Here is a 19,439-nt window from a genome sequence, read left to right as displayed (position 1 = left end):
AACCTTCTTAATACTCGATGAAAGAGTGTGTTCGGTCAATCATTAACCGGAAATTATTCAGGAGTTTTTTATGTCTAACACTATCGACCTGACGCTTGACGGCCTCTCCTGCGGCCACTGCGTTAAACGCGTGAAAGAGAGCCTCGAACAACGTCCCGACGTTGAACAGGCTGATGTAACCGTTACCGAAGCCCACGTCACGGGCAGCGCCAGCGCTGAAGCCCTGATTGAGACTATCAAACAAGCCGGATACGGCGCGGAGCTCAGCCACCCAAAGGCTAAACCGCTGGCAGAATCATCAATCCCGTCGGAAGCACTGACAGCGGCCACTCCTGAGCTTCCGGCAGCCCATGACGAGGATGACAGTCAACAGCTGCTGATCAACGGCATGAGCTGCGCCAGCTGCGTTTCCCGGGTACAAAACGCGCTTGCCGCGGTGCCGGGAGTCTCACAGGCGCGGGTAAACCTGGCGGAACGCACGGCGCTGGTGATGGGCAGTGCGTCCGCCGCAGAATTAGTGCAGGCGGTGGAAAAAGCCGGCTACGGCGCGGAGGCGATCGAAGACGATCTGGAACGCCGCGAACGGCAGCAGGAAACCGCCATCGCCACCATGAAACGTTTTCGCTGGCAGGCGATTGTCGCCCTGCTGGTCGGCGTACCGGTTATGGTCTGGGGCATGATCGGCGATAACATGATGGTCAGCGACGACAATCGATCGCTGTGGCTGGTCATCGGCCTTGTCACCCTCGCGGTGATGGTCTTCGCCGGCGGTCACTTCTACCGCAGCGCCTGGAAAAGCCTGAAAAACGGTACCGCCACCATGGATACGCTGGTCGCCCTGGGAACGGGCGTCGCCTGGCTATATTCAATGAGCGTCAACCTGTGGCCGCAGTGGTTTCCGATGGAAGCGCGCCACCTGTATTACGAAGCCAGCGCGATGATTATCGGTCTGATTAACCTCGGCCATATGCTGGAGGCCCGCGCGCGCCAGCGTTCCTCGAAAGCGCTGGAAAAACTGCTCGACCTGACGCCGCCTTCGGCACGCGTTGTGACGCCTGAAGGGGAAGAAGATCTGCCGCTCGCCGAAGTCCAGGCCGGCATGACCCTGCGCCTGACCACTGGCGATCGCGTTCCGGTTGACGGCGTGATAAGCCAGGGCGAAGCCTGGTTTGATGAAGCCATGCTCACCGGCGAACCGGTACCGCAGCAAAAAGGCGATGGCGACGCCATTCATGCCGGTACCGTGGTGCAGGACGGCAGCGTGCTGTTTACCGCCAGCGCCGTCGGCAGCCAGACCACGCTGGCGCGGATTATTCGTATGGTACGTCAGGCGCAAAGTAGCAAACCGGAAATTGGCCAACTGGCAGATAAAATCTCGGCGGTATTTGTTCCGGCAGTGGTAGCCATTGCGCTGATTAGCGCCGCTATCTGGTACTTCTTCGGCCCGGCGCCGCAAATCGTCTATACCCTGGTCATTGCCACCACGGTACTGATTATCGCCTGTCCATGCGCATTGGGCCTGGCGACGCCGATGTCGATTATTTCCGGCGTCGGCCGGGCGGCAGAATACGGCGTGCTGGTGCGTGACGCCGATGCTCTGCAGCGCGCCAGCGAGCTCGATACCCTGGTGTTTGATAAAACCGGTACCCTGACCGAAGGCAAGCCGCAGGTGGTGGCCGTGAAAACCTTCGCCAGCTTTGATGAATCCACTGTCGTGCGGCTTGCCGCCGCGCTCGAGCAGGGTTCAAGCCATCCGCTAGCGCGGGCGATCCTCGATAAAGCCGCTGACAGCACTTTACCGGAGGTAAGCGGCTTCCGTACCCTGCGCGGGCTCGGCGTCAGCGGTGAAGCGGAAGGCCATCAACTGCTGCTCGGCAACCAGGCGCTGCTTAACGAGCAGCATATCACTACCGCTGAACTGGAAAGCGAGATGACGGCACAGGCCTCGCGCGGCGCCACGCCGGTGCTACTGGCGATCGATGGTCAGGCCGCTGCGCTGTTCGCCATCCGCGACCCGTTACGGGAAGATAGCATCGACGCGCTGGCGCGCCTGCATCGTCAGGGCTACCGGCTGGTGATGCTGACCGGGGATAACCCTACTACCGCCAATGCCATCGCCAAAGAAGCGGGCATTGATGAAGTGATAGCCGGCGTGCTGCCGGACGGCAAAGCCGATGCCATTAAACGTCTGCAGAGCCAGGGGCACAAAGTGGCGATGGTCGGCGACGGTATTAACGACGCCCCGGCGCTGGCGCAGGCGGATGTCGGTATCGCCATGGGCGGCGGCAGTGATGTCGCTATTGAAACTGCGGCGATCACCCTGATGCGCCATAGCCTTAACGGCGTAGCCGATGCTTTAGCGATTTCGAAAGCGACGTTACGCAACATGAAACAGAACCTGCTGGGCGCGTTTGTTTATAACTCGCTGGGTATCCCGATTGCCGCCGGGATCCTCTGGCCGCTGACCGGTACCCTGCTGAACCCGGTGGTCGCCGGCGCGGCAATGGCGCTGTCGTCAATCACCGTGGTGAGTAACGCTAACCGCCTGCTGCGCTTTAAACCGAAAGATTAGCGCAATCACAGGAAAACGGGCGCTGAGGTTACTCAGCGCCCGTTTATTTCCTGGCGACAATAAAAACCCGCGGGAAAGATGACGGCCACTACCAGATGCGCTAGCATGAATGCCTCACACTTCGGAGCGCGTATGGGCCTGTTAAACCGAATAAAAATGCTGTGGCGAGCCGCCGTCGGCTCGTCTTATTCCTGGCCTGCAATGGATATCGTCCTGCCCGGCGAACGTTATTTACACCTCGTCGGCAGCATCCATATGGGCACCCGCGACATGGCGCCGCCGCCGGCTAAGCTACTGAAAAAAATACGTCAGGCCGACGCCTTAATCGTCGAAGCGGACATCACCGGTAATGAAACGCCTTTCAGTAATCTCCCCTCTTATCCCCCGCTGGCTGAACGTCTGAGCGAAACGCAATTAGCAGAATTACGCTCACGCGCCGGCGAGCTGGGTTTGTCGGTCGATCTTTTCGATAGCCAGCCGCTGTGGCAGGTGGCGATGGTGCTACAAGCCACTCAGGCGCAAAAACTGGGATTACGGCCCGATTACGGCATTGATTATCAGTTGCTGATGGCTGCCCGCGAGAGCAACATAAGGGTGATGGAGCTGGAAGGCGCCGATAGCCAAATCGCGCTCCTGCGCAATCTACCAGACGCTGGTAAGGCGCTGCTGGAAGATACGTTGACCCACTGGCGCACCAACGCCCGTTTACTGCAGGTGATGATCGGCTGGTGGCTGGAGCAACCGCCGTCGCGCGGCGCGGAAACGCTGCCAACGACCTTCAGCCAATCTTTATATGATGTACTGATGCATCAGCGCAACATAGCCTGGCGCGACACGCTGCTTGCTCTGCCGCCGGGGCGCTATGTGGTCGCTGTCGGCGCGCTGCATCTGTATGGCGAAGGGAACCTGCCGGATATGTTGACGTAAAAAAATGGCCAATATTGCTATTGGCCCGTCAAAGAGGAATTTCATCATTATTATTATCCCGGGATATACATCCCGGATCGTCTGATTGTCGCTCAAAGTGACCATCACTGCCAATACTATTGCGCAAGATGGTACTATTTTTTATACAACCCTCACGCGTATGCTGGTCATACGTTAGGTCGGTTGGTAAGAAGGATTACTATGACTCCCGCCGTTAAATTACTCGAAAAAAACAAAATTACCTTTCAGATCCACAGCTACGAACACGATCCTCAAGAGACCAATTTTGGCGATGAAGTGGTTCGCAAGCTGGGGCTCAATGCGGATCAGGTTTACAAGACGCTATTAGTTGCCGTTAACGGCGATATGAAACATCTGGCGGTCGCCGTCACCCCGGTTGCCGGACAGTTGGATTTGAAGAAAGTGGCCAAAGCGCTGGGCGCCAAGAAGGTAGATATGGCCGACCCAATGGTCGCACAGCGGATCACCGGATACCTGGTCGGCGGCATCAGCCCGCTGGGGCAGAAAAAGCGCCTGCCGACGGTGATTGATGCTCCGGCGCAGGAGTTTGCCACCATCTATATTTCCGGCGGCAAACGCGGGCTCGACATCGAACTGGCGGCAAGCGATCTGGCGAAGCTTCTGGACGCGAAGTTCGCCGATATCGCCCGCCGCGATTGAGAGACCGGAACCCGGATAGCGGCACACGCGCCTTATCCGGGCACCGTTAAGCGATAGCTTACTGCCAGCTGACCTCGCCCTTCGGCTCGTAAGCCGCCGCATCCAGCGGCGAGTTCTTCTCGATGTACTCTTTCAGCACCTCGGCATCGATAAAGCCGGTATTGACATATCCCGGTTTATTATCGATGTGCGGGTAGCCGTCGCCGCCGGTGGCGTTAAAGCTCAGCGTCGCCATACGGTAAGTTTTCGCCGGATCCACCGGTTCGCCTTTGATTTTCAGATCGTTAAGCTTGCCATCTTTGGCAACGAAACTGACGTTGGCGAACTGCGGATAAGCGCCGGAATCCGGCTTCATCTGCGCGACGGCGGTCAGATACTCAGTCACCTCTTTACCGCTCATATCGACGTAAGTCAGCACGTTGCCGAACGGCTGCACTTTCATCACGTCTTTATAGGTAATATCACCCGCTTCGATAGAGTCGCGAATACCGCCGCCGCTCATCACCGCGAAATCAGCATTGCTGCGCGCCATCTGCGCCGCCAGCAGCAGACGCCCCATATTGGTTTGTACGAAGCGAACTTTGCTGCGATCGCCTTCAAGATGGCCGTTGACGCTGCCTATTTTCACCTGTAACTGCGCCTTGCCTTTATTCTGGAACGGCGTTAACAGCGAGAGCATCTGCGGGTTTTCAGCAATTTGCGGCGTATACAATACACGCTCGCTCTGACCGTTATCCCAGGTGACTTTCTTCTTCAGGTTGACCGGGATCAGCTGATAGTGCACCAGCTTCATCTCCCCGTTGCGGAATTCAAAATCTGCGCGTCCGACATATTTACCCCACTCGTGAGCCTGCACGATCCAGATGCCATTCTGGCGATCCGGCGCGCACGGGGTGCCGGGGATATAATCGACCTGCTTTTTATTTTCCGAGGCCATGCAGACCGGATCCTGCGAATGGCCGCCGACGATCATCGCCAGCGATCCCGCAGGTAAACTCCGCGCCATTTCAACGTCGCCCGGCGCGTTAGAGCCGTGATTACCGTTGTCATAGTGGCCCATATGGGTGGTCGCCAGAATCACGTCCGGCTTTTCATTTTGCTGCAGTTCCTGAATCACCAGCTTGGCTTCTGCCGCCGGATTACGGAATTCGATATCGGTGAAATATTCCGGGTTGCCGATTTTCGCCGTATCGTCGGTCGTTAAGCCAATCACCGCAATTTTAAGCCCGCCGCGCTTAAACAGCGCCCAGGGTTTAAACAGGCGTTCGCCGGTGCTTTTCTGATAGATATTGGCCGACAGGAAAGGGAACTTCGACCACTTCTCCTGCTGGCGCAGCACGCTGAGCGGGTTATCAAACTCATGGTTGCCAACCGCCATGGCATCGTAGCCAATCAGGTTCATGCCGCGAAAATCAGGTTCTGCATCCTGTAAATCAGATTCCGGCACCCCGGTATTGATATCGCCGCCGGACAGCAGCAGGACGCTACCGCCTTCGGCCGCCACCTCTTTGCGGATACCGTCCACCAGCGTCTTCTGTGCCGCAAGGCCATATTCGCCATAGTCGTTGCGCCAGAAATGACCGTGGTGGTCGTTAGTGTGCAGGATGGTGATTTTATAGGTTTTGTCCTGCTCATAGGCCTGCGCTGACAGGCTGCCCAGCGATAAGGCGGCGAATAACGCCAGCGCTACGCCGCGTTTTAAATAATGCATGTTTCACTCCCTGACTTAATAACAAGTGCCGAAAGTATAGCGAGTCAGCCGCTTTGACAAATATGTTTTCAGAATTGCGACTTCCTTCAAACCTTGGGGACAGGTATGTTAGTCGGATAATAATTCAACCTGCATTCTCTACAACAAATAGAACTCGCTGAAGTGAACCTATGACAACCAACCAATCCGCTCAGTCCTTACCCGGTACCGGCGCGCCGCCGCAAAAAGCGCGCACCTCTTTTGGCATCCTGGGGGCAATTAGCCTTTCCCATCTGCTAAACGACATGATCCAGTCGCTCATCCTGGCGATTTATCCGCTGCTGCAGGCGGAATTCTCGTTAACTTTCGTGCAGATCGGCATGATCACCCTCACCTTCCAGCTGACGTCATCGCTTTTCCAGCCGGTGATTGGCTACATCACCGATAAACGCTCGATGCCGTGGTCATTACCGGTGGGGATGTGTTTCACCCTCTGCGGCTTAATTCTGTTAGCGCTGGCCGGCAGCTTCGGCATGGTGCTGCTGGCCGCCGCGCTGGTCGGCACCGGCTCTTCGGTCTTCCATCCGGAGTCCTCACGCGTGGCGCGGATGGCTTCCGGCGGCCGTCACGGCCTGGCGCAATCGCTGTTCCAGGTTGGCGGTAACTTCGGCAGTTCGCTAGGGCCGCTGCTGGCGGCGGTAATCATCGCCCCCTACGGCAAAGGCAACGTCGCCTGGTTCGTGCTGGCCGCGCTGCTGGCGATCGTCGTGCTGTCGCAAATCAGCCGCTGGTATGCCGCGCAACACAGAATGAATAAAGGCAAACCGAAGCCGGTTATCGTTAATCCGCTGCCGCGTAACAAGGTCATCCTGGCCGTCAGCATTCTGTTAATGCTGATTTTCTCCAAATACTTCTACATGGCGAGCATTAGCAGCTATTACACCTTTTATCTGATACACAAATTCGGATTATCGGTGCAAAACGCCCAACTTCACTTGTTCGCCTTCCTGTTTGCAGTGGCCGCAGGAACGGTGATTGGCGGGCCTGTTGGCGATAAGATTGGTCGTAAATATGTAATTTGGGGCTCTATCCTCGGCGTGGCGCCCTTTACCCTTATTTTACCGTACGCATCGCTGGAATGGACCGGGATCCTGACGGTGATAATTGGTTTTATCCTCGCATCAGCCTTTTCCGCTATCCTGGTCTATGCCCAGGAGCTGTTGCCGGGGAGAATCGGTATGGTTTCCGGCCTGTTCTTCGGCTTCGCGTTTGGCATGGGCGGCCTTGGCGCCGCGGTGTTGGGGTTGTTAGCCGACCATACCAGCATCGATCTGGTTTATAAAATCTGTGCTTTCCTGCCGCTTCTCGGCATTCTGACGATATTCCTGCCTAATAACCATCAAAAAGCCTGAGTATCTGGCGGCCAAAGTGAAAGTTTGGCCGCCACAACCCCTTATCCCATCAGCATTACGCCGCCATGACCCGTCGCCATTTTCCTGTCTGTGCTTTTTGCAGCCGTAATTCCAATTTTTCGCAAATTTCAATAATTATTCATAAACAAAACGAGCAAAAGTGTCATAAACTATTAATCGGTTTTTTGCTTTAAGTAGCGAAAATGGATCGGCTCACCACACGCAAGGAGACGGAATGCATCACGCAACACCGCTAATCACCACCATTGTCGGCGGCCTTGTGCTCGCCTTTATCCTCGGCATGATTGCCAATAAGCTACGTATTTCACCACTGGTAGGATATTTATTAGCGGGCGTGCTGGCCGGTCCATTTACTCCTGGTTTTGTTGCGGATACCAAGCTTGCGCCTGAACTGGCCGAACTTGGCGTCATCTTGCTGATGTTTGGCGTCGGGCTGCACTTTTCGCTGAAAGATCTCATGGCGGTAAAGTCGATAGCCATTCCCGGAGCCATCGCCCAGATAGCCGTGGCGACGCTGCTCGGGATGGCGCTCTCTTCCCTGCTCGGCTGGTCGCTGATGACCGGCATCGTTTTTGGCCTGTGTCTTTCCACCGCCAGTACCGTGGTGCTGCTGCGCGCGCTGGAGGAACGGCAGCTTATTGATAGCCAGCGTGGGCAAATCGCCATCGGCTGGCTGATCGTTGAAGATTTAGTGATGGTACTGACGCTGGTGCTGCTGCCCGCTATCGCCGGAATGGTCGAAAAAGGCGATGTTGGGCTGGCGTCACTGGCGCTCGATATGGGCATTACCATCGGTAAAGTCGTCGCCTTTATCGCCATTATGATGCTGGTGGGCCGCCGTCTGGTGCCGTGGATCATGTCGCGCAGCGCGGCAACAGGCTCACGCGAACTATTTACCCTGTCGGTACTGGCGCTGGCGCTCGGCATCGCCTTCGGCGCCGTTGAGCTGTTCGACGTCTCCTTCGCCCTTGGCGCATTCTTCGCCGGGATGGTGCTTAACGAATCCGAACTCAGCCACCGCGCCGCTCACGATACGCTGCCGCTGCGCGACGCCTTCGCGGTGCTGTTCTTTGTCTCCGTCGGGATGCTATTTGACCCGATGATCCTGGTCGAACAGCCGCTGGCGGTGCTGGCGACGCTGGCGATTATCATCTTTGGTAAATCCGCCGCCGCTTTCTTCCTGGTACGTATGTTCGGTCACTCGCCGCGTACCGCCCTGACCATCGCCGCCAGCCTGGCGCAAATCGGGGAATTCGCCTTTATTCTTGCCGGTCTCGGCATGGCGCTGGATCTGCTGCCGCAGGCCGGGCAGAACCTGGTGCTGGCCGGGGCGATTATTTCGATTATGCTCAACCCGGTGCTGTTTACCCTGCTGGAAAAATATCTCGATAAAACCGAAACTCTCGACGAACAAACGCTGGAAGAGGTGCTGGAAGACGAAAAACAGGTGCCGGTGGATATCTGCAACCATGCGCTGCTGGTCGGCTTTGGCCGCGTCGGCAGCCTGCTTGGCGAGAAACTGATGGCTCAGGGGATCCCGCTGGTGGTGATTGAAACCTCCCGCACCCGCGTGGATGAGCTGCGTGAGCGCGGCATCAGCGCCGTGTTGGGCAATGCCGCCAACGAAGAGATCATGAATCTGGCGCATCTCGACTGCGCCCGCTGGCTGCTGCTGACCATCCCTAACGGCTATGAAGCCGGTGAAATTGTCGCCTCAGCGCGGGAAAAATGCCCGAACATTGAGATTATCGCCCGCGCCCATTACGACGATGAGGTCGATTATATTACCGAACGCGGAGCCAATCAGGTGGTGATGGGGGAACGCGAAATCGCGCGGGCGATGTTACGTCTGCTGGAAACGCCGCCGGCTGGCGAGATTGTTACCGGTTGATCCGACGCCCCGCTCGCGGGGCGTACGCTTATCCACGGGATTAACGGTCCCAGTAGGCCTCTTCCAGACTATCTTCCCGCTCCGGCAGGCCGCGGGTTAAACGCGGCGAATGCTGATTCAGCACCTGATAGCTGACGCGGTTGGCGTATTTGCACACCTGCGCCAGCGATGAGTAGGTCAGCCATTTGCATTTATGTTTGCTGGAATTCGGCACGTTATTACGATGGTAGTTATTGGCGGTGATATCATGCAACAACGCCGCCAGCGCGCCGTCGCCTGCGCCGTTGGTGTTCATGATCTTCTCCGGGCCGCCCATATAAGGCGCGATGTGCGAATAGATACGCAGCGGATTAACACAATCCTGATGGCGCATCGCGCGGCTGAATTCATACTGGTTGAACTCGGCAATCGCCCCCGGCAGAAGCGGATGCTGCGTTTTACGCTTCGCTTCCTCTTCGGTGAAGCTCGCCATATAGAGACCCGCCGGTCCTGCGGTACATAGCACCAGGTCGACCCAGTCCAGCGCTTTATCCGCCGCGGTGAGAGGGTCGGCGATACCGGTCAGCGCTTCCGCTTCTTCTTCATTCATCGCCAGAATCGAAACGTGTTCCTTGAGGAACTGCTGCCACCATTGCGGGTTGTCAGCAATCACGTATTTCGTTCCCAGCGTCAGCACCACCGGCACATCATGCTTTTTGGCATACTCAATGGCTTTCATCGTCGCGTCCGGCATCGGCTCGCCCGGCTTACAGCGCACGAGGTAGGAGGTTAGCACCAGCGCGGAAGCGCCGGCAATCACCTCTTCCGGAATGCTTTCCGGACGCAGCTTGTTCATGTGACCAGGACTGATGGCAAAGGTACGTTCGCCGCTATCGCTAATCAGCGTAAAACAGCGGCCAATGGCGCCATCAACGCCCTGCAGGTAGTTCAGGTCAGTACGGCTGGAGGTATTGCACAAGTAGCGATAAGCGTAGCCGCCGATCTCAATGTTGCTGCACATCACGCCGAGCAGCACCGAGCGGTCGTCCGCCAGCACCGAATAATTGTGCATGGTATTGCCAATGGTGCCGCCGGCAAATTGATGTGTGATCAGGCCGTCGCGTACCAGTTCCTGATACAACGCTTCGGCGACATCATCTTCAATTACCAGCGAATGACCGGCGCTCAGGCCGTAGCGTACGATAAACGCCTCATCCACTTTCGCTTCGATATCCACCAGCGTCTGGTCGATGCCAACCACCCAGGAGACGTTGGACTCATTTTCTGGCTGAATTTGTTGCAGCAGCGGATCGCGAGCGCTAACGGGGAAATAGTGTTTAGATTTGCGTTTACCGGGAAATTTCATAGTGGCGATTTAATGACAGGGAACAAGCGGGGAATAGTAGCATATTCCCCGCCACGCGCGCGATCAGCGATACGACGCGGTCAGGTTCACCATCATCTCAATATGTGCAGGATCGGCATTAAGCGCCGGAATATACTCATATTGCTTACCGCCGGCCTCAAGGAAAATTTCCCGGTTCTGCACCGCGATTTCTTCCAGCGTTTCCAGACAGTCGGCGGAGAAGCCCGGACAGATAACCTGAACGTGCTGTGTGCCCTTCTCGCCGAGCATTTTTAGCGTTTCGTCGGTATATGGCGTCAACCAGGGTTCGCGACCAAAGCGCGACTGGAAGGTCATCATCACCCGCTCCGGCGGCAGCCCGAGCACTGAAACCAGCTCGCGAGTCGTTACCCGGCAGCGCTGCGGGTAATCATCGCCCTCATGGGCGTAGCGTTGCGGAATACCGTGATAGGAGAGCAGCAGCACATCCGGTTCGCCGTGAACGGCGAACGAAGCGCGTACGCTGGCCGCCAGCGCGTGGATATAATCAGCGTCGTCGGCATAGTCGCGGATAAACGAAACGCCCGGAATGGCGCGCTTTTTCGCGAGGATCCGCGCCAGTTCATCCCATACCGCCGCCACGGTAGAACACGAATATTGCGGATACAGCGGCAATACCACGATATGGTCAACGTCCTGGGCCAATAGCTCATCGACCGCGCTTGCCAGCGACGGCGAGCCATAGCTCATCCCCAGCGCTACTGGAACATCGGGTAGCCTGGCCGCCAGCGCCTGTTGCTGTTGCCGGCTATACACCATCAACGGCGAGCCTTCCGCCATCCACACAGACTGATAGAGCTTCGCCACGCGGGGAGCGCGAATCGGCAGTATGATGCCGCGCAGTAGCGGCCACCACAGCAGACGAGGCGTATCCACTACCCGTTTGTCGCTAAGAAATTGTCGCAGATAGCGCTTCACCGCATCGGGCGTGGGCGCATCGGGAGTGCCTAAATTGGCTAGCAAAATACCTGTTTTCGTCTGATGCATTACCGCCTCTTAACCATTTGAATCGCTGACAATTGTAGCGTAAATGGCGTTAAACGGAACCAATCATAGCAAAAGGTAGAAATGAGAGGTGTTCTCATCCTGCCGCAGCAGGATGAGAAAGGGCTTAATTAGCCGAGGATTTTTTCCAGATCGGCGCGCACGTCTGCCACCGCTTTGGTGCCGTCGACTTTCGCGTATTGGGTGTTACCCGCCTGCGCTTCTTTCTGATAGTAGCCGATCAGCGGCGCAGTCATCTGATGGTATTCCACCAGGCGCTTGCGTACGGTCTCTTCCTGATCGTCTTTACGGGTGGTCAGCTCTTCGCCGGTCACGTCGTCTTTACCTTCAACCTTAGGCGGGTTGAATTTAATGTGATAGACGCGGCCGGAAGCGGCGTGTACGCGGCGGCCCACGATACGATCGACGATCAGCTCGTCCGGTACCGCGAACTCCAGCACGTAGTCAACAGCGATGCCGGCTTCTTTCATGGCGTCAGCCTGCGGGATAGTGCGCGGGAAGCCGTCCAGCAGGAAACCGTTACGGCAATCTTCCTGGGCGATACGCTCTTTCACCAGCGCGATGACCAGCTCATCGGTAACCAGTTTGCCGGCGTCCATAATGTCTTTCGCTTGTTTACCGAGCTCGGAGCCGGATTTTACCGCGGCGCGCAGCATGTCGCCGGTGGAGATTTGCGGAATACCGTATTTCTCCATGATGAACTGAGCCTGAGTTCCTTTACCCGCGCCCGGAGCGCCAAGCAGAATAATACGCATTACGAAAATCCCCTCAAATGTCGTTTCAATTTTTCAAAAAACGCTAAACCATACCACCAGAACGGCCATGGCTCAAGGAAGGCGGTGCGGCTGAAACGGTTAATGGTCAGATATTTTATGCAATCTAATGTGAAATGCCCCGTATGAGCAAATCACTCAGACGGGGCATTTATTCCGTTCCCGGCGTCGCGTCGCTCGGCCGGGCTACTCATTCAGGTTCGCGTCAGGATGCCAGCAGCTGATTCATACGGCGGATGAACTGGTTAGGATCCTCCAGCGTACCGCGTTCCGCCAGCAGCGCCTGATCCAGCAGCAGTTCGACCCACTCGCCAAACTGCGCGTCGTCCTGGGTATCGGCAGCGCGTTTCACCAGCGGATGCGCAGGGTTCAGCTCGAAGATGTATTTCACTTCCGGCGCCGCCTGACCGGCAGCGGCGAACAGCTTCGCCATCTGGGTGCTCATTTCGTCGGCATCAGTGGTGACAATCGCCGGAGTGTCGGTCAGACGATGCGTCAGACGCACCTCTTTCACGCGCTCGCCCAGCAGGCCTTTCACACGCTCAACGAACGGCTCCAGCGCTTTTTCGGCTTCTTTGGTGGATTCGTCAACTTCGTCCGCCAGTTTCTCCAGCGACTCGTCGGCTTTGGCAACCGACTGGAACGCCTTGCCGTCGAACTCGGTCAGGTAGCTCATCATCCACTCGTCAATGCGATCGGACAGCAGCAGAACTTCGATACCTTTTTTACGCAGCAGCTCGAGGTGCGGGCTGCTCTTCGCCGCCGCATAGCTGTCGGCGGTGATGTAGTAAATCTTCTCCTGCCCTTCTTTCATGCGCGAAACGTACTCTTCCAGCGACACGATCTGCGCGGAAGAATCGGTATGAGTAGTGGCGAAGCGCAGCAGTTTAGCAATCGCTTGCTGGTTGGAGGCATCTTCCGCCGGGCCTTCTTTCAGCACCAGGCCAAACTGTTTCCAGAAGGTCTGATATTTTTCGGCGTCGTCTTTCGCCAGCTTTTCCAGCATCTGCAGCACGCGTTTGGTCAGCGCGGTACGCAGATTACGGGTGACGTTGCTATCCTGCAGGATTTCACGCGACACGTTCAGCGGCAAATCGTTGGAATCTATCAGGCCGCGCACGAAACGCAGGTAGTTCGGCATAAACTGCTCGGCGTCATCCATGATGAAGACGCGCTGCACATACAGCTTCAGGCCGTGTTTATGATCGCGGTTCCACATATCCCACGGCGCCTGTGACGGAATATACAGCAGGCTGGTGTACTCCTGCTTACCTTCGACGCGGTTGTGGCTCCAGGTCAGCGGATCGCTGAAATCATGGGCAATATGCTTATAGAACTCTTTGTATTCGTCGTCGCTGACTTCAGATTTGCTGCGGGTCCACAGCGCCTGCGCCTTGTTGATTTTTTCCCACGAAATAACGGTTTCGCCGTCCACTTCTTCGCGTTTTTCAATCTCAACCGGCAGCGCGATATGGTCAGAATATTTACTAATGATCGAACGCACGCGCCAGTCGTTGAGGAAGTCGTCTTCGCCTTCACGCAGATGCAACGTGATTTCGGTTCCGCGATCGGCCTTAGTGATATCGGCAACAGTATATTCGCCTTCGCCAGCGGACTCCCAAAACACGCCGTTTTCCGGCTTGTCGCCCGCGGCGCGGGTGCGCACGGTGACTTTGTCGGCAACGATAAAGGCTGAATAGAAGCCGACGCCGAACTGGCCGATCAGCTGGCTATCTTTCGCCTGATCGGAACCCATAGATTCGAGGAACGCTTTGGTGCCGGATTTGGCGATGGTGCCGAGATGGTCAATGACCTCGTCGCGGTTCATCCCGATGCCGTTATCAGCGATGGTCAGCGTGCGGTTGTCTTTATCAAACGATACGCGTACGCGCAGCTCGCCGTCGCCTTCATACAGATCCGGCTGGGACAGCGCGCGGAAACGCAGCTTATCCGCCGCATCCGAGGCGTTGGAGATGAGCTCGCGCAGGAAGATTTCTTTGTTGGAATAAAGAGAATGGATCATCAGGTGCAGAAGCTGTTTCACTTCTGACTGGAAACCACGGGTTTCTTGTCCTTTCATGTAAGTCGACCTCAACAATGCCATTTATTATTAATGGAAATAACGTGTTGGGGAGGAGATGGGGATAGGTGCGGGAAATTTCAAGCGGAGGCAGCGAACGCCGCCTCCATTTGTTCAGAAAATAATCTTGTGGCGCCCGGCCAGTGAGTGCGACAGCGTGGTGCCGTCGACCATTTCCAGCTCGCCGCCAACCGGTACGCCGTGGGCGATGCGGCTGGCGTCAACGCCATACTGCGCGCAGAGCTCAGCGATGTAGTTGGCCGTCGCCTCGCCTTCAACCGTTGGGTTGGTTGCGAGGATCAACTCGCTGATTGACTCGGCTTCGAGGCGCTGCTCGAGGCGGTCAAGCCCGATGTCATCCGGCCCGATACCGTCAAGCGGCGACAGGTGGCCCATCAGCACGAAGTAGCGGCCGGAATACTGCCCGGTCTGCTCAATGGCGTAGATGTCCGCTGGACTCTCCACCACGCAGATCTGACCGTTTTCCTGGCGACGCGGGTTGCTGCAAATATTGCACACCTCCTGCTCGGTGAAGGTGCGGCAATCGGCGCAGTGGCCGATTTCCGACATCGCGCGCGTTAGCGCCTGCGCCAGACGCATACCGCCGCTGCGATCGCGCTGCAGCAGCGTAAACGCCATGCGCTGCGCCGACTTCGGGCCAACGCCCGGCAGACAGCGCAGCGCTTCCATAAGCTGAGTTAACAGCGGGCTGGTTTGCATCAGAACGGCATCTTGAAGCCTGGCGGCAGCTGCATGCCGGCAGAAACGGAGGCCATTTTCTCTTTCTGGGTCTCTTCAATACGGCGCGCTGCGTCATTGAATGCGGCAGCCACCAGATCTTCCAGCATCTCTTTGTCGTCTTCCAGCAGGCTTGGGTCGATTTCCACGCGGCGGCAGTTATGCGCGCCGTTGATGGTTACCTTTACCAGACCCGCGCCGGACTCACCGGTCACTTCCAGCTGCGCGATCTCTTCCTGCATTTTCTGCATTTTGTCTTGCATCTGCTGGGCCTGTTTCATCAGGTTACCCAGGCCGCCTTTTCCACCAAACATAGGCTTCTCTCTCAGTAAGTCATCGTTAAGGTACTGAACGCCAGTCAGACTGGCGTTCAAATGGGGCGGATACTCTCTTCATCCAGATCGGCGTCGAAGAATCGTCGCAGGGTCTGGATGTTGTTATCCGCAATAATCGCGTCGCGCGCCTGCGCGAGCTTCTCTTCATAAATTGCCTGTCGCCACTCCAGCGGCGTGCGCATCGCCGAATTATCATCTTCAACGATAGTCAATTCAACCGGCGCACCGTACAACACGCCCAGCGCTTCAGCAAGTTTCTGCTGTGCGCCGGCGGAGTTGAGATGCCGCTGACTCGGGCGTAAATGCAGACATATGCGATTGCCGTCCTGCTCTTTCCACGCGTTCAGCGCCACCTGTTCAACCAGTTTCGGTACCGCCAACTGGCTCACTTCCGCCGCCCAGCTATCGCGCTCGACCGCTTCCACGGCTAGTTTCGCCGCCAGCTCCGGCGTTTTTTCATGCTCCAGCGCTTTTTTCAGCGCTTTCGGCGTGGCAACCTCGACCTGGGTTTCTTCAATCGGGGCCGTCGATTTCCAGCGATAGGCTTCTTTCTTCGCCGGGGCCTGCTCAAGCGCGGCCGCAGCCGGACGAGCCTGTACGCGCTCGGTAATCGAACTCAGTCGTTCCAGCGCAGCGTTATTCACCGGCCGCGCGCGGGATGCGGCTGCCGGTTCACTCTTTTTTGGGGTGGTTGCTCCCGGGGTTCGCTGCAGCCGACTGCGCGCCGCCAGCACCTGGCTGGTGCTTTGCGGCAGATTCTGCGGCGGCGGAGCCGATGCGACCGGCGGCGCTGTTTGCTGCTGCGGCGCAGGCGCAGCGGTCTGCATGGGCTTCGCTTCCGGCTCCGGCAGCGGCTGACGCGGATGGAAAGCCAGCGCGCGCAGCAGCGTCATTTCAACCCCCATACGCCGGTCTGGCGCATAAGGCAGCTCTTTGCGGCCAATCAGCAGCGTCTGATAGTAAAGCTGCACGTCGGCCGGCGGCACGGTGCGCGCCAGCTCGCGCATACGTTGCTCGACGGCGGCCATATCCGCCCCCAGCGCCGATGGCGAGAGCTGAACCATCGCGATACGGTGCAGCAGACTTTGCATTTCCACCAGCAGCGCTTCCCATTCAACGCCGCGCGAGGCGGCGTCGCTGACGCCCGCCATCACGCGCTCGCCGTCGGCGGCCACCAGCGCTTCTATCAAGGATAGCGCCTGATCGTCGTCGAGGGTGCCGAGCATTTCGCTGACGGACTGCGCGGTTAAGCGGCCATCGCCGCTGGCGATTGCCTGATCGGTCAGGCTTAATGCATCGCGCAGGCTGCCATCCGCGGCGCGCGACAGCAGCTGCAGCGCACGCGGCTCAAACGCGATCTGCTCTTCGCCAAGGATGTGTTCAAGCTGATGGCGGATCTGTTCGACATCCAGCGCCTTGAGGTGGAACTGCAGGCAGCGGGACAAAATCGTCACCGGCAACTTTTGCGGATCGGTGGTCGCCAGCAGGAATTTGACGTGCGCGGGCGGCTCCTCCAGCGTTTTCAATAACGCGTTGAAGCTGTGACGCGACAGCATATGCACTTCATCGATCAGGTAGACCTTGAAGCGGCCGCGGGCCGGCGCGTACTGGACGTTGTCCAGCAGATCGCGGGTATCTTCCACTTTGGTGCGCGAGGCGGCATCGATCTCAATCAGATCGACAAAGCGGCCTTGTTCTATTTCGCGACAGTTATCGCAGACGCCGCACGGCGTCGCGGTAATACCGCTTTCGCAGTTTAACCCCTTCGCCAACAGACGGGCGATGGAGGTTTTCCCTACTCCGCGGGTGCCGGAAAAGAGATATGCGTGATGGATGCGCCCTAACGATAAGCCGTTCGCCAGTGCGGTCAGCACATGTTCCTGGCCGACGACGTCAGCAAAGGTTTGTGGGCGCCATTTACGGGCTAAGACCTGATAACTCATGGGCTGGCTCTGAAACGCTGGAAGGTGAATTCACGAGGGGGTAATGCTATCACAGCCCCGCCGGATCGGCGAGGCTATGTGTCGGGATTTGCTTAGTGGCCCGGGAAAGGCACCAGGCTAAAGCAATTGATGCCCAGTTTTTCCAGGCGCTGTTCACCGCCCAGATCGAACAGATTGATAATAAAAGCGGCATCGTGAACTTCGCCGCCCAGGCGACGAATCAGCTTCACGGTGGCGTCAATGGTGCCGCCGGTCGCCAGCAGGTCATCAACGACCAGCACCTTATCGCCTTCTTTAATGGCATCAACGTGGATTTCCAGCTGATCGGTGCCATATTCAAGCTCATAGCTTTCGGCGATGGTTTCGCGCGGCAACTTGCGCGGCTTACGAACCGGAACAAAGCCAACGCCCAGCGCCAACGCAACCGGGGCGCCGAACAGAAAACCACGCGCTTCGGTCCCCACCACTTTGGTGATGCCGGCGTCTTTATAACGCCCGGTCAGCAGTTCAATGCTAAGCGCATAGGCTTTAGGGTCTTCCAGCAAGCTGGTGACATCGCGGAAAAGGATGCCCGGTTTCGGATAATCCTGGACGCTTTGGATGCTGTTCTTCAGATATTCAAGCTGCTGTGCAGTTGCGGTCATAAGTTTATGCCTGATTGAAACGGTGTTACCCACGGGCGTGCAAAATGGGCCAAAGAAACATTTGTTTAACCTTTGACCAGGCTTACCCGCGCTCGAAAACGCCAGAATTTACTGGCTGTCGCCAACAATTGCAACAGGCATTATTGCGCATCAGTGCTTTTGTTGCTTTGCGTCAACCACCGGAATGCGCCACATAAATATCAGCAGGCAGGCGAGGATCGCCAGCAGCAGGATGCGCACCCACATAAGCTTAACCAGCCACAGAGAAATGGCAAAGGTCAGTAAAATCATGATAATGGCTCGCGGCTTGGCCCCCGGCGGCATCGCCCGGTACTGCTGCCAGTGGCGAAGATAGCCGCCAAACCACGAGCGATACAGCAGCCAGTGGTGAAAGCGCGGCGACGAGCGGGCAAAACACCATGCGGCGAGCAGGATAAATGGCGTTGTCGGTAACAGCGGTAAGAAGACGCCCAGCGTCCCCAGCACTACCGCCAGCCAGCCAATGATGATTAAAATAATACGTGGCATAATGCGAATCGTTATCAAGCAGATGTCGCTACTGTAGCACAGTTGCTGAGTAGGGAATGGAGGAGTTATTTGAAAACAACCCGGCTTTTACAAACGCTGAAAAATCAGTTGGCTGAACTGGCGCTTCAGGTGGCGCCACTGTCCAGCCACGCTACGTTGAGCCCGCGTTTCGACCGCCAGCTGTTCCGTACCCGCGACACCCAGATGCAGGCGTATCTCGACGAAGCACAGCATAATCTCGCCGAGCTCCAGCATGCCGTTGAGCATCAGCATCTGCCCCAGGTCGCCTGGCTCGCCGAGCGGCTGGTGGCGCAGATTGCCGCCATTAGTCGTGAGACGGCGACCTGGTCGTTACGCCAATGGGACAGCGCCTCGCCGACGCTAAACCGCTGGCAACGCCGCCGCCTGCAGCACCAGGAGTATGAGCGCCGCCTGCTGGCAATGCGCAACGATCGCCAACGTCAGCTGGCGTCGGCAACTACCCTTGCCGAACAGCAACGGCTAACGAAAGAGGTCGAGGCCTATGCCGGGCGCCTGGCCCGCTGTCGCGATGCGCTGGAAAATATTGAAAACGTACTGGCGCGTTTAACGCGCTAACAGGAGAGGACTATGTCGCTGGAAAATGCACCGGACGAGGTCAAACTGGCCGTCGATTTAATCATGTTGTTGGAGGAAAACCGGGTCAGCGCAAAAACGGTGCTGGGAGCGTTGGATATTATTAAGCGTGACTATGAAAACAAACTGAAAAACGCCCAACCTGACGCGCCCCTGTCAGAAGAATAAAACGATTCGGGGCGGCATATGCCGCCCCGATT

General features: G+C 57.2%; 17 protein-coding genes and 1 other annotated feature. Of the genes, 7 read left to right on the top strand and 10 right to left on the bottom strand.

The annotated features are described in order from the left end of the window. Nucleotides 1–70: 70 nt before the first annotated feature. From copA to ybaK, 3 genes are all read left to right on the top strand, one after another. The gene (gene copA / locus ABLU86_RS01290) at nucleotides 71–2,572 is read left to right on the top strand and encodes a copper-exporting P-type ATPase CopA (RefSeq protein ID WP_048228458.1); all 2,502 of its coding nucleotides are present in this window, start codon (nucleotides 71–73) and stop codon (nucleotides 2,570–2,572) included. 132 nt (nucleotides 2,573–2,704) lie between these two features. Beyond that, nucleotides 2,705–3,499 carry a TraB/GumN family protein gene (locus ABLU86_RS01285; RefSeq protein ID WP_015367896.1) on the top strand — a complete coding sequence of 265 codons (795 nt, stop codon included), beginning with the start codon at nucleotides 2,705–2,707 and terminating at the stop codon, nucleotides 3,497–3,499. 201 nt (nucleotides 3,500–3,700) lie between these two features. Further along, the gene (gene ybaK, locus ABLU86_RS01280; protein WP_015367897.1) at nucleotides 3,701–4,180 is read left to right on the top strand and encodes a Cys-tRNA(Pro)/Cys-tRNA(Cys) deacylase YbaK; all 480 of its coding nucleotides are present in this window, start codon (nucleotides 3,701–3,703) and stop codon (nucleotides 4,178–4,180) included. A gap of 58 nt (nucleotides 4,181–4,238) precedes the next feature. On the opposite strand, the gene ushA is transcribed toward ybaK, so the two are convergent. Then, nucleotides 4,239–5,891: a bifunctional UDP-sugar hydrolase/5'-nucleotidase UshA gene (ushA, locus tag ABLU86_RS01275; RefSeq protein ID WP_020079445.1), complete on the bottom strand. Its 1,653-nt coding sequence runs from the start codon at nucleotides 5,889–5,891 to the stop codon at nucleotides 4,239–4,241. 170 nt (nucleotides 5,892–6,061) lie between these two features. On the opposite strand from ushA, the gene ABLU86_RS01270 reads away from it, so the two are divergent. Next, a complete protein-coding gene (locus ABLU86_RS01270) occupies nucleotides 6,062–7,282 on the top strand; it encodes an MFS transporter (protein WP_015367899.1) in 1,221 nt (406 codons plus the stop codon). 235 nt (nucleotides 7,283–7,517) lie between these two features. Then, nucleotides 7,518–9,194 carry a YbaL family putative K(+) efflux transporter gene (gene ybaL / locus ABLU86_RS01265; RefSeq protein ID WP_015367901.1) on the top strand — a complete coding sequence of 559 codons (1,677 nt, stop codon included), beginning with the start codon at nucleotides 7,518–7,520 and terminating at the stop codon, nucleotides 9,192–9,194. Nucleotides 9,195–9,234: 40 nt separating this feature from the next. Here ybaL and ABLU86_RS01260 read toward each other — a convergent pair whose 3' ends face one another. The 9 genes from ABLU86_RS01260 to ABLU86_RS01220 all read right to left on the bottom strand — a co-directional run bounded on the left by ABLU86_RS01260 (nucleotide 9,235) and on the right by ABLU86_RS01220 (nucleotide 18,624). Further along, nucleotides 9,235–10,539: an inosine/guanosine kinase gene (locus ABLU86_RS01260; protein WP_015367902.1), complete on the bottom strand. Its 1,305-nt coding sequence runs from the start codon at nucleotides 10,537–10,539 to the stop codon at nucleotides 9,235–9,237. 63 nt (nucleotides 10,540–10,602) lie between these two features. Beyond that, the gene (gene hemH, locus ABLU86_RS01255; RefSeq protein ID WP_015367903.1) at nucleotides 10,603–11,565 is read right to left on the bottom strand and encodes a ferrochelatase; all 963 of its coding nucleotides are present in this window, start codon (nucleotides 11,563–11,565) and stop codon (nucleotides 10,603–10,605) included. A gap of 128 nt (nucleotides 11,566–11,693) precedes the next feature. Then, complete coding sequence (adk, locus tag ABLU86_RS01250) at nucleotides 11,694–12,338, bottom strand: adenylate kinase (RefSeq protein ID WP_015367904.1); 645 nt, start codon at nucleotides 12,336–12,338, stop codon at nucleotides 11,694–11,696. A gap of 223 nt (nucleotides 12,339–12,561) precedes the next feature. Further along, entirely contained in the window at nucleotides 12,562–14,436 is a 1,875-nt protein-coding gene (gene htpG / locus ABLU86_RS01245) for a molecular chaperone HtpG (RefSeq protein WP_348796040.1), read from the bottom strand. A 114-nt stretch (nucleotides 14,437–14,550) separates the two neighbouring features. Continuing rightward, on the bottom strand, nucleotides 14,551–15,156 hold the full coding sequence (gene recR, locus ABLU86_RS01240; protein WP_015367906.1) for a recombination mediator RecR: 606 nt from the start codon (nucleotides 15,154–15,156) through the stop codon (nucleotides 14,551–14,553). After that, on the bottom strand, nucleotides 15,156–15,488 hold the full coding sequence (locus ABLU86_RS01235) for a YbaB/EbfC family nucleoid-associated protein (protein ID WP_008805448.1): 333 nt from the start codon (nucleotides 15,486–15,488) through the stop codon (nucleotides 15,156–15,158). Before ABLU86_RS01235 ends, recR begins: the two co-directional genes overlap by 1 nt. Nucleotides 15,489–15,544: 56 nt before the next feature. Then, complete coding sequence (gene dnaX / locus ABLU86_RS01230) at nucleotides 15,545–17,452, bottom strand: DNA polymerase III subunit gamma/tau (protein WP_348796041.1); 1,908 nt, start codon at nucleotides 17,450–17,452, stop codon at nucleotides 15,545–15,547. Next, nucleotides 16,148–16,212, bottom strand: a sequence feature (DnaX frameshifting element). It overlaps the preceding gene by 65 nt. A gap of 92 nt (nucleotides 17,453–17,544) precedes the next feature. Next, nucleotides 17,545–18,096: an adenine phosphoribosyltransferase gene (gene apt, locus ABLU86_RS01225; protein ID WP_117025507.1), complete on the bottom strand. Its 552-nt coding sequence runs from the start codon at nucleotides 18,094–18,096 to the stop codon at nucleotides 17,545–17,547. Nucleotides 18,097–18,246: 150 nt separating this feature from the next. After that, the gene (locus ABLU86_RS01220) at nucleotides 18,247–18,624 is read right to left on the bottom strand and encodes a DUF454 family protein (protein WP_015704615.1); all 378 of its coding nucleotides are present in this window, start codon (nucleotides 18,622–18,624) and stop codon (nucleotides 18,247–18,249) included. Between the two features lie 69 nt (nucleotides 18,625–18,693). Between ABLU86_RS01220 and priC the strand changes: the two genes are divergently transcribed. Further along, complete coding sequence (gene priC, locus ABLU86_RS01215; protein WP_015367910.1) at nucleotides 18,694–19,221, top strand: primosomal replication protein N''; 528 nt, start codon at nucleotides 18,694–18,696, stop codon at nucleotides 19,219–19,221. Nucleotides 19,222–19,233: 12 nt separating this feature from the next. Then, a complete protein-coding gene (rsmS, locus tag ABLU86_RS01210; RefSeq protein ID WP_015704613.1) occupies nucleotides 19,234–19,407 on the top strand; it encodes a pleiotropic regulatory protein RsmS in 174 nt (57 codons plus the stop codon). Nucleotides 19,408–19,439 lie beyond the last annotated feature (32 nt).

This window comes from Klebsiella sp. JN_Kp121, assembly GCF_040062145.1.
GTDB lineage: Bacteria > Pseudomonadota > Gammaproteobacteria > Enterobacterales > Enterobacteriaceae > Klebsiella > Klebsiella aerogenes.
This window is presented reverse-complemented; position numbering and strand designations above follow the sequence as displayed.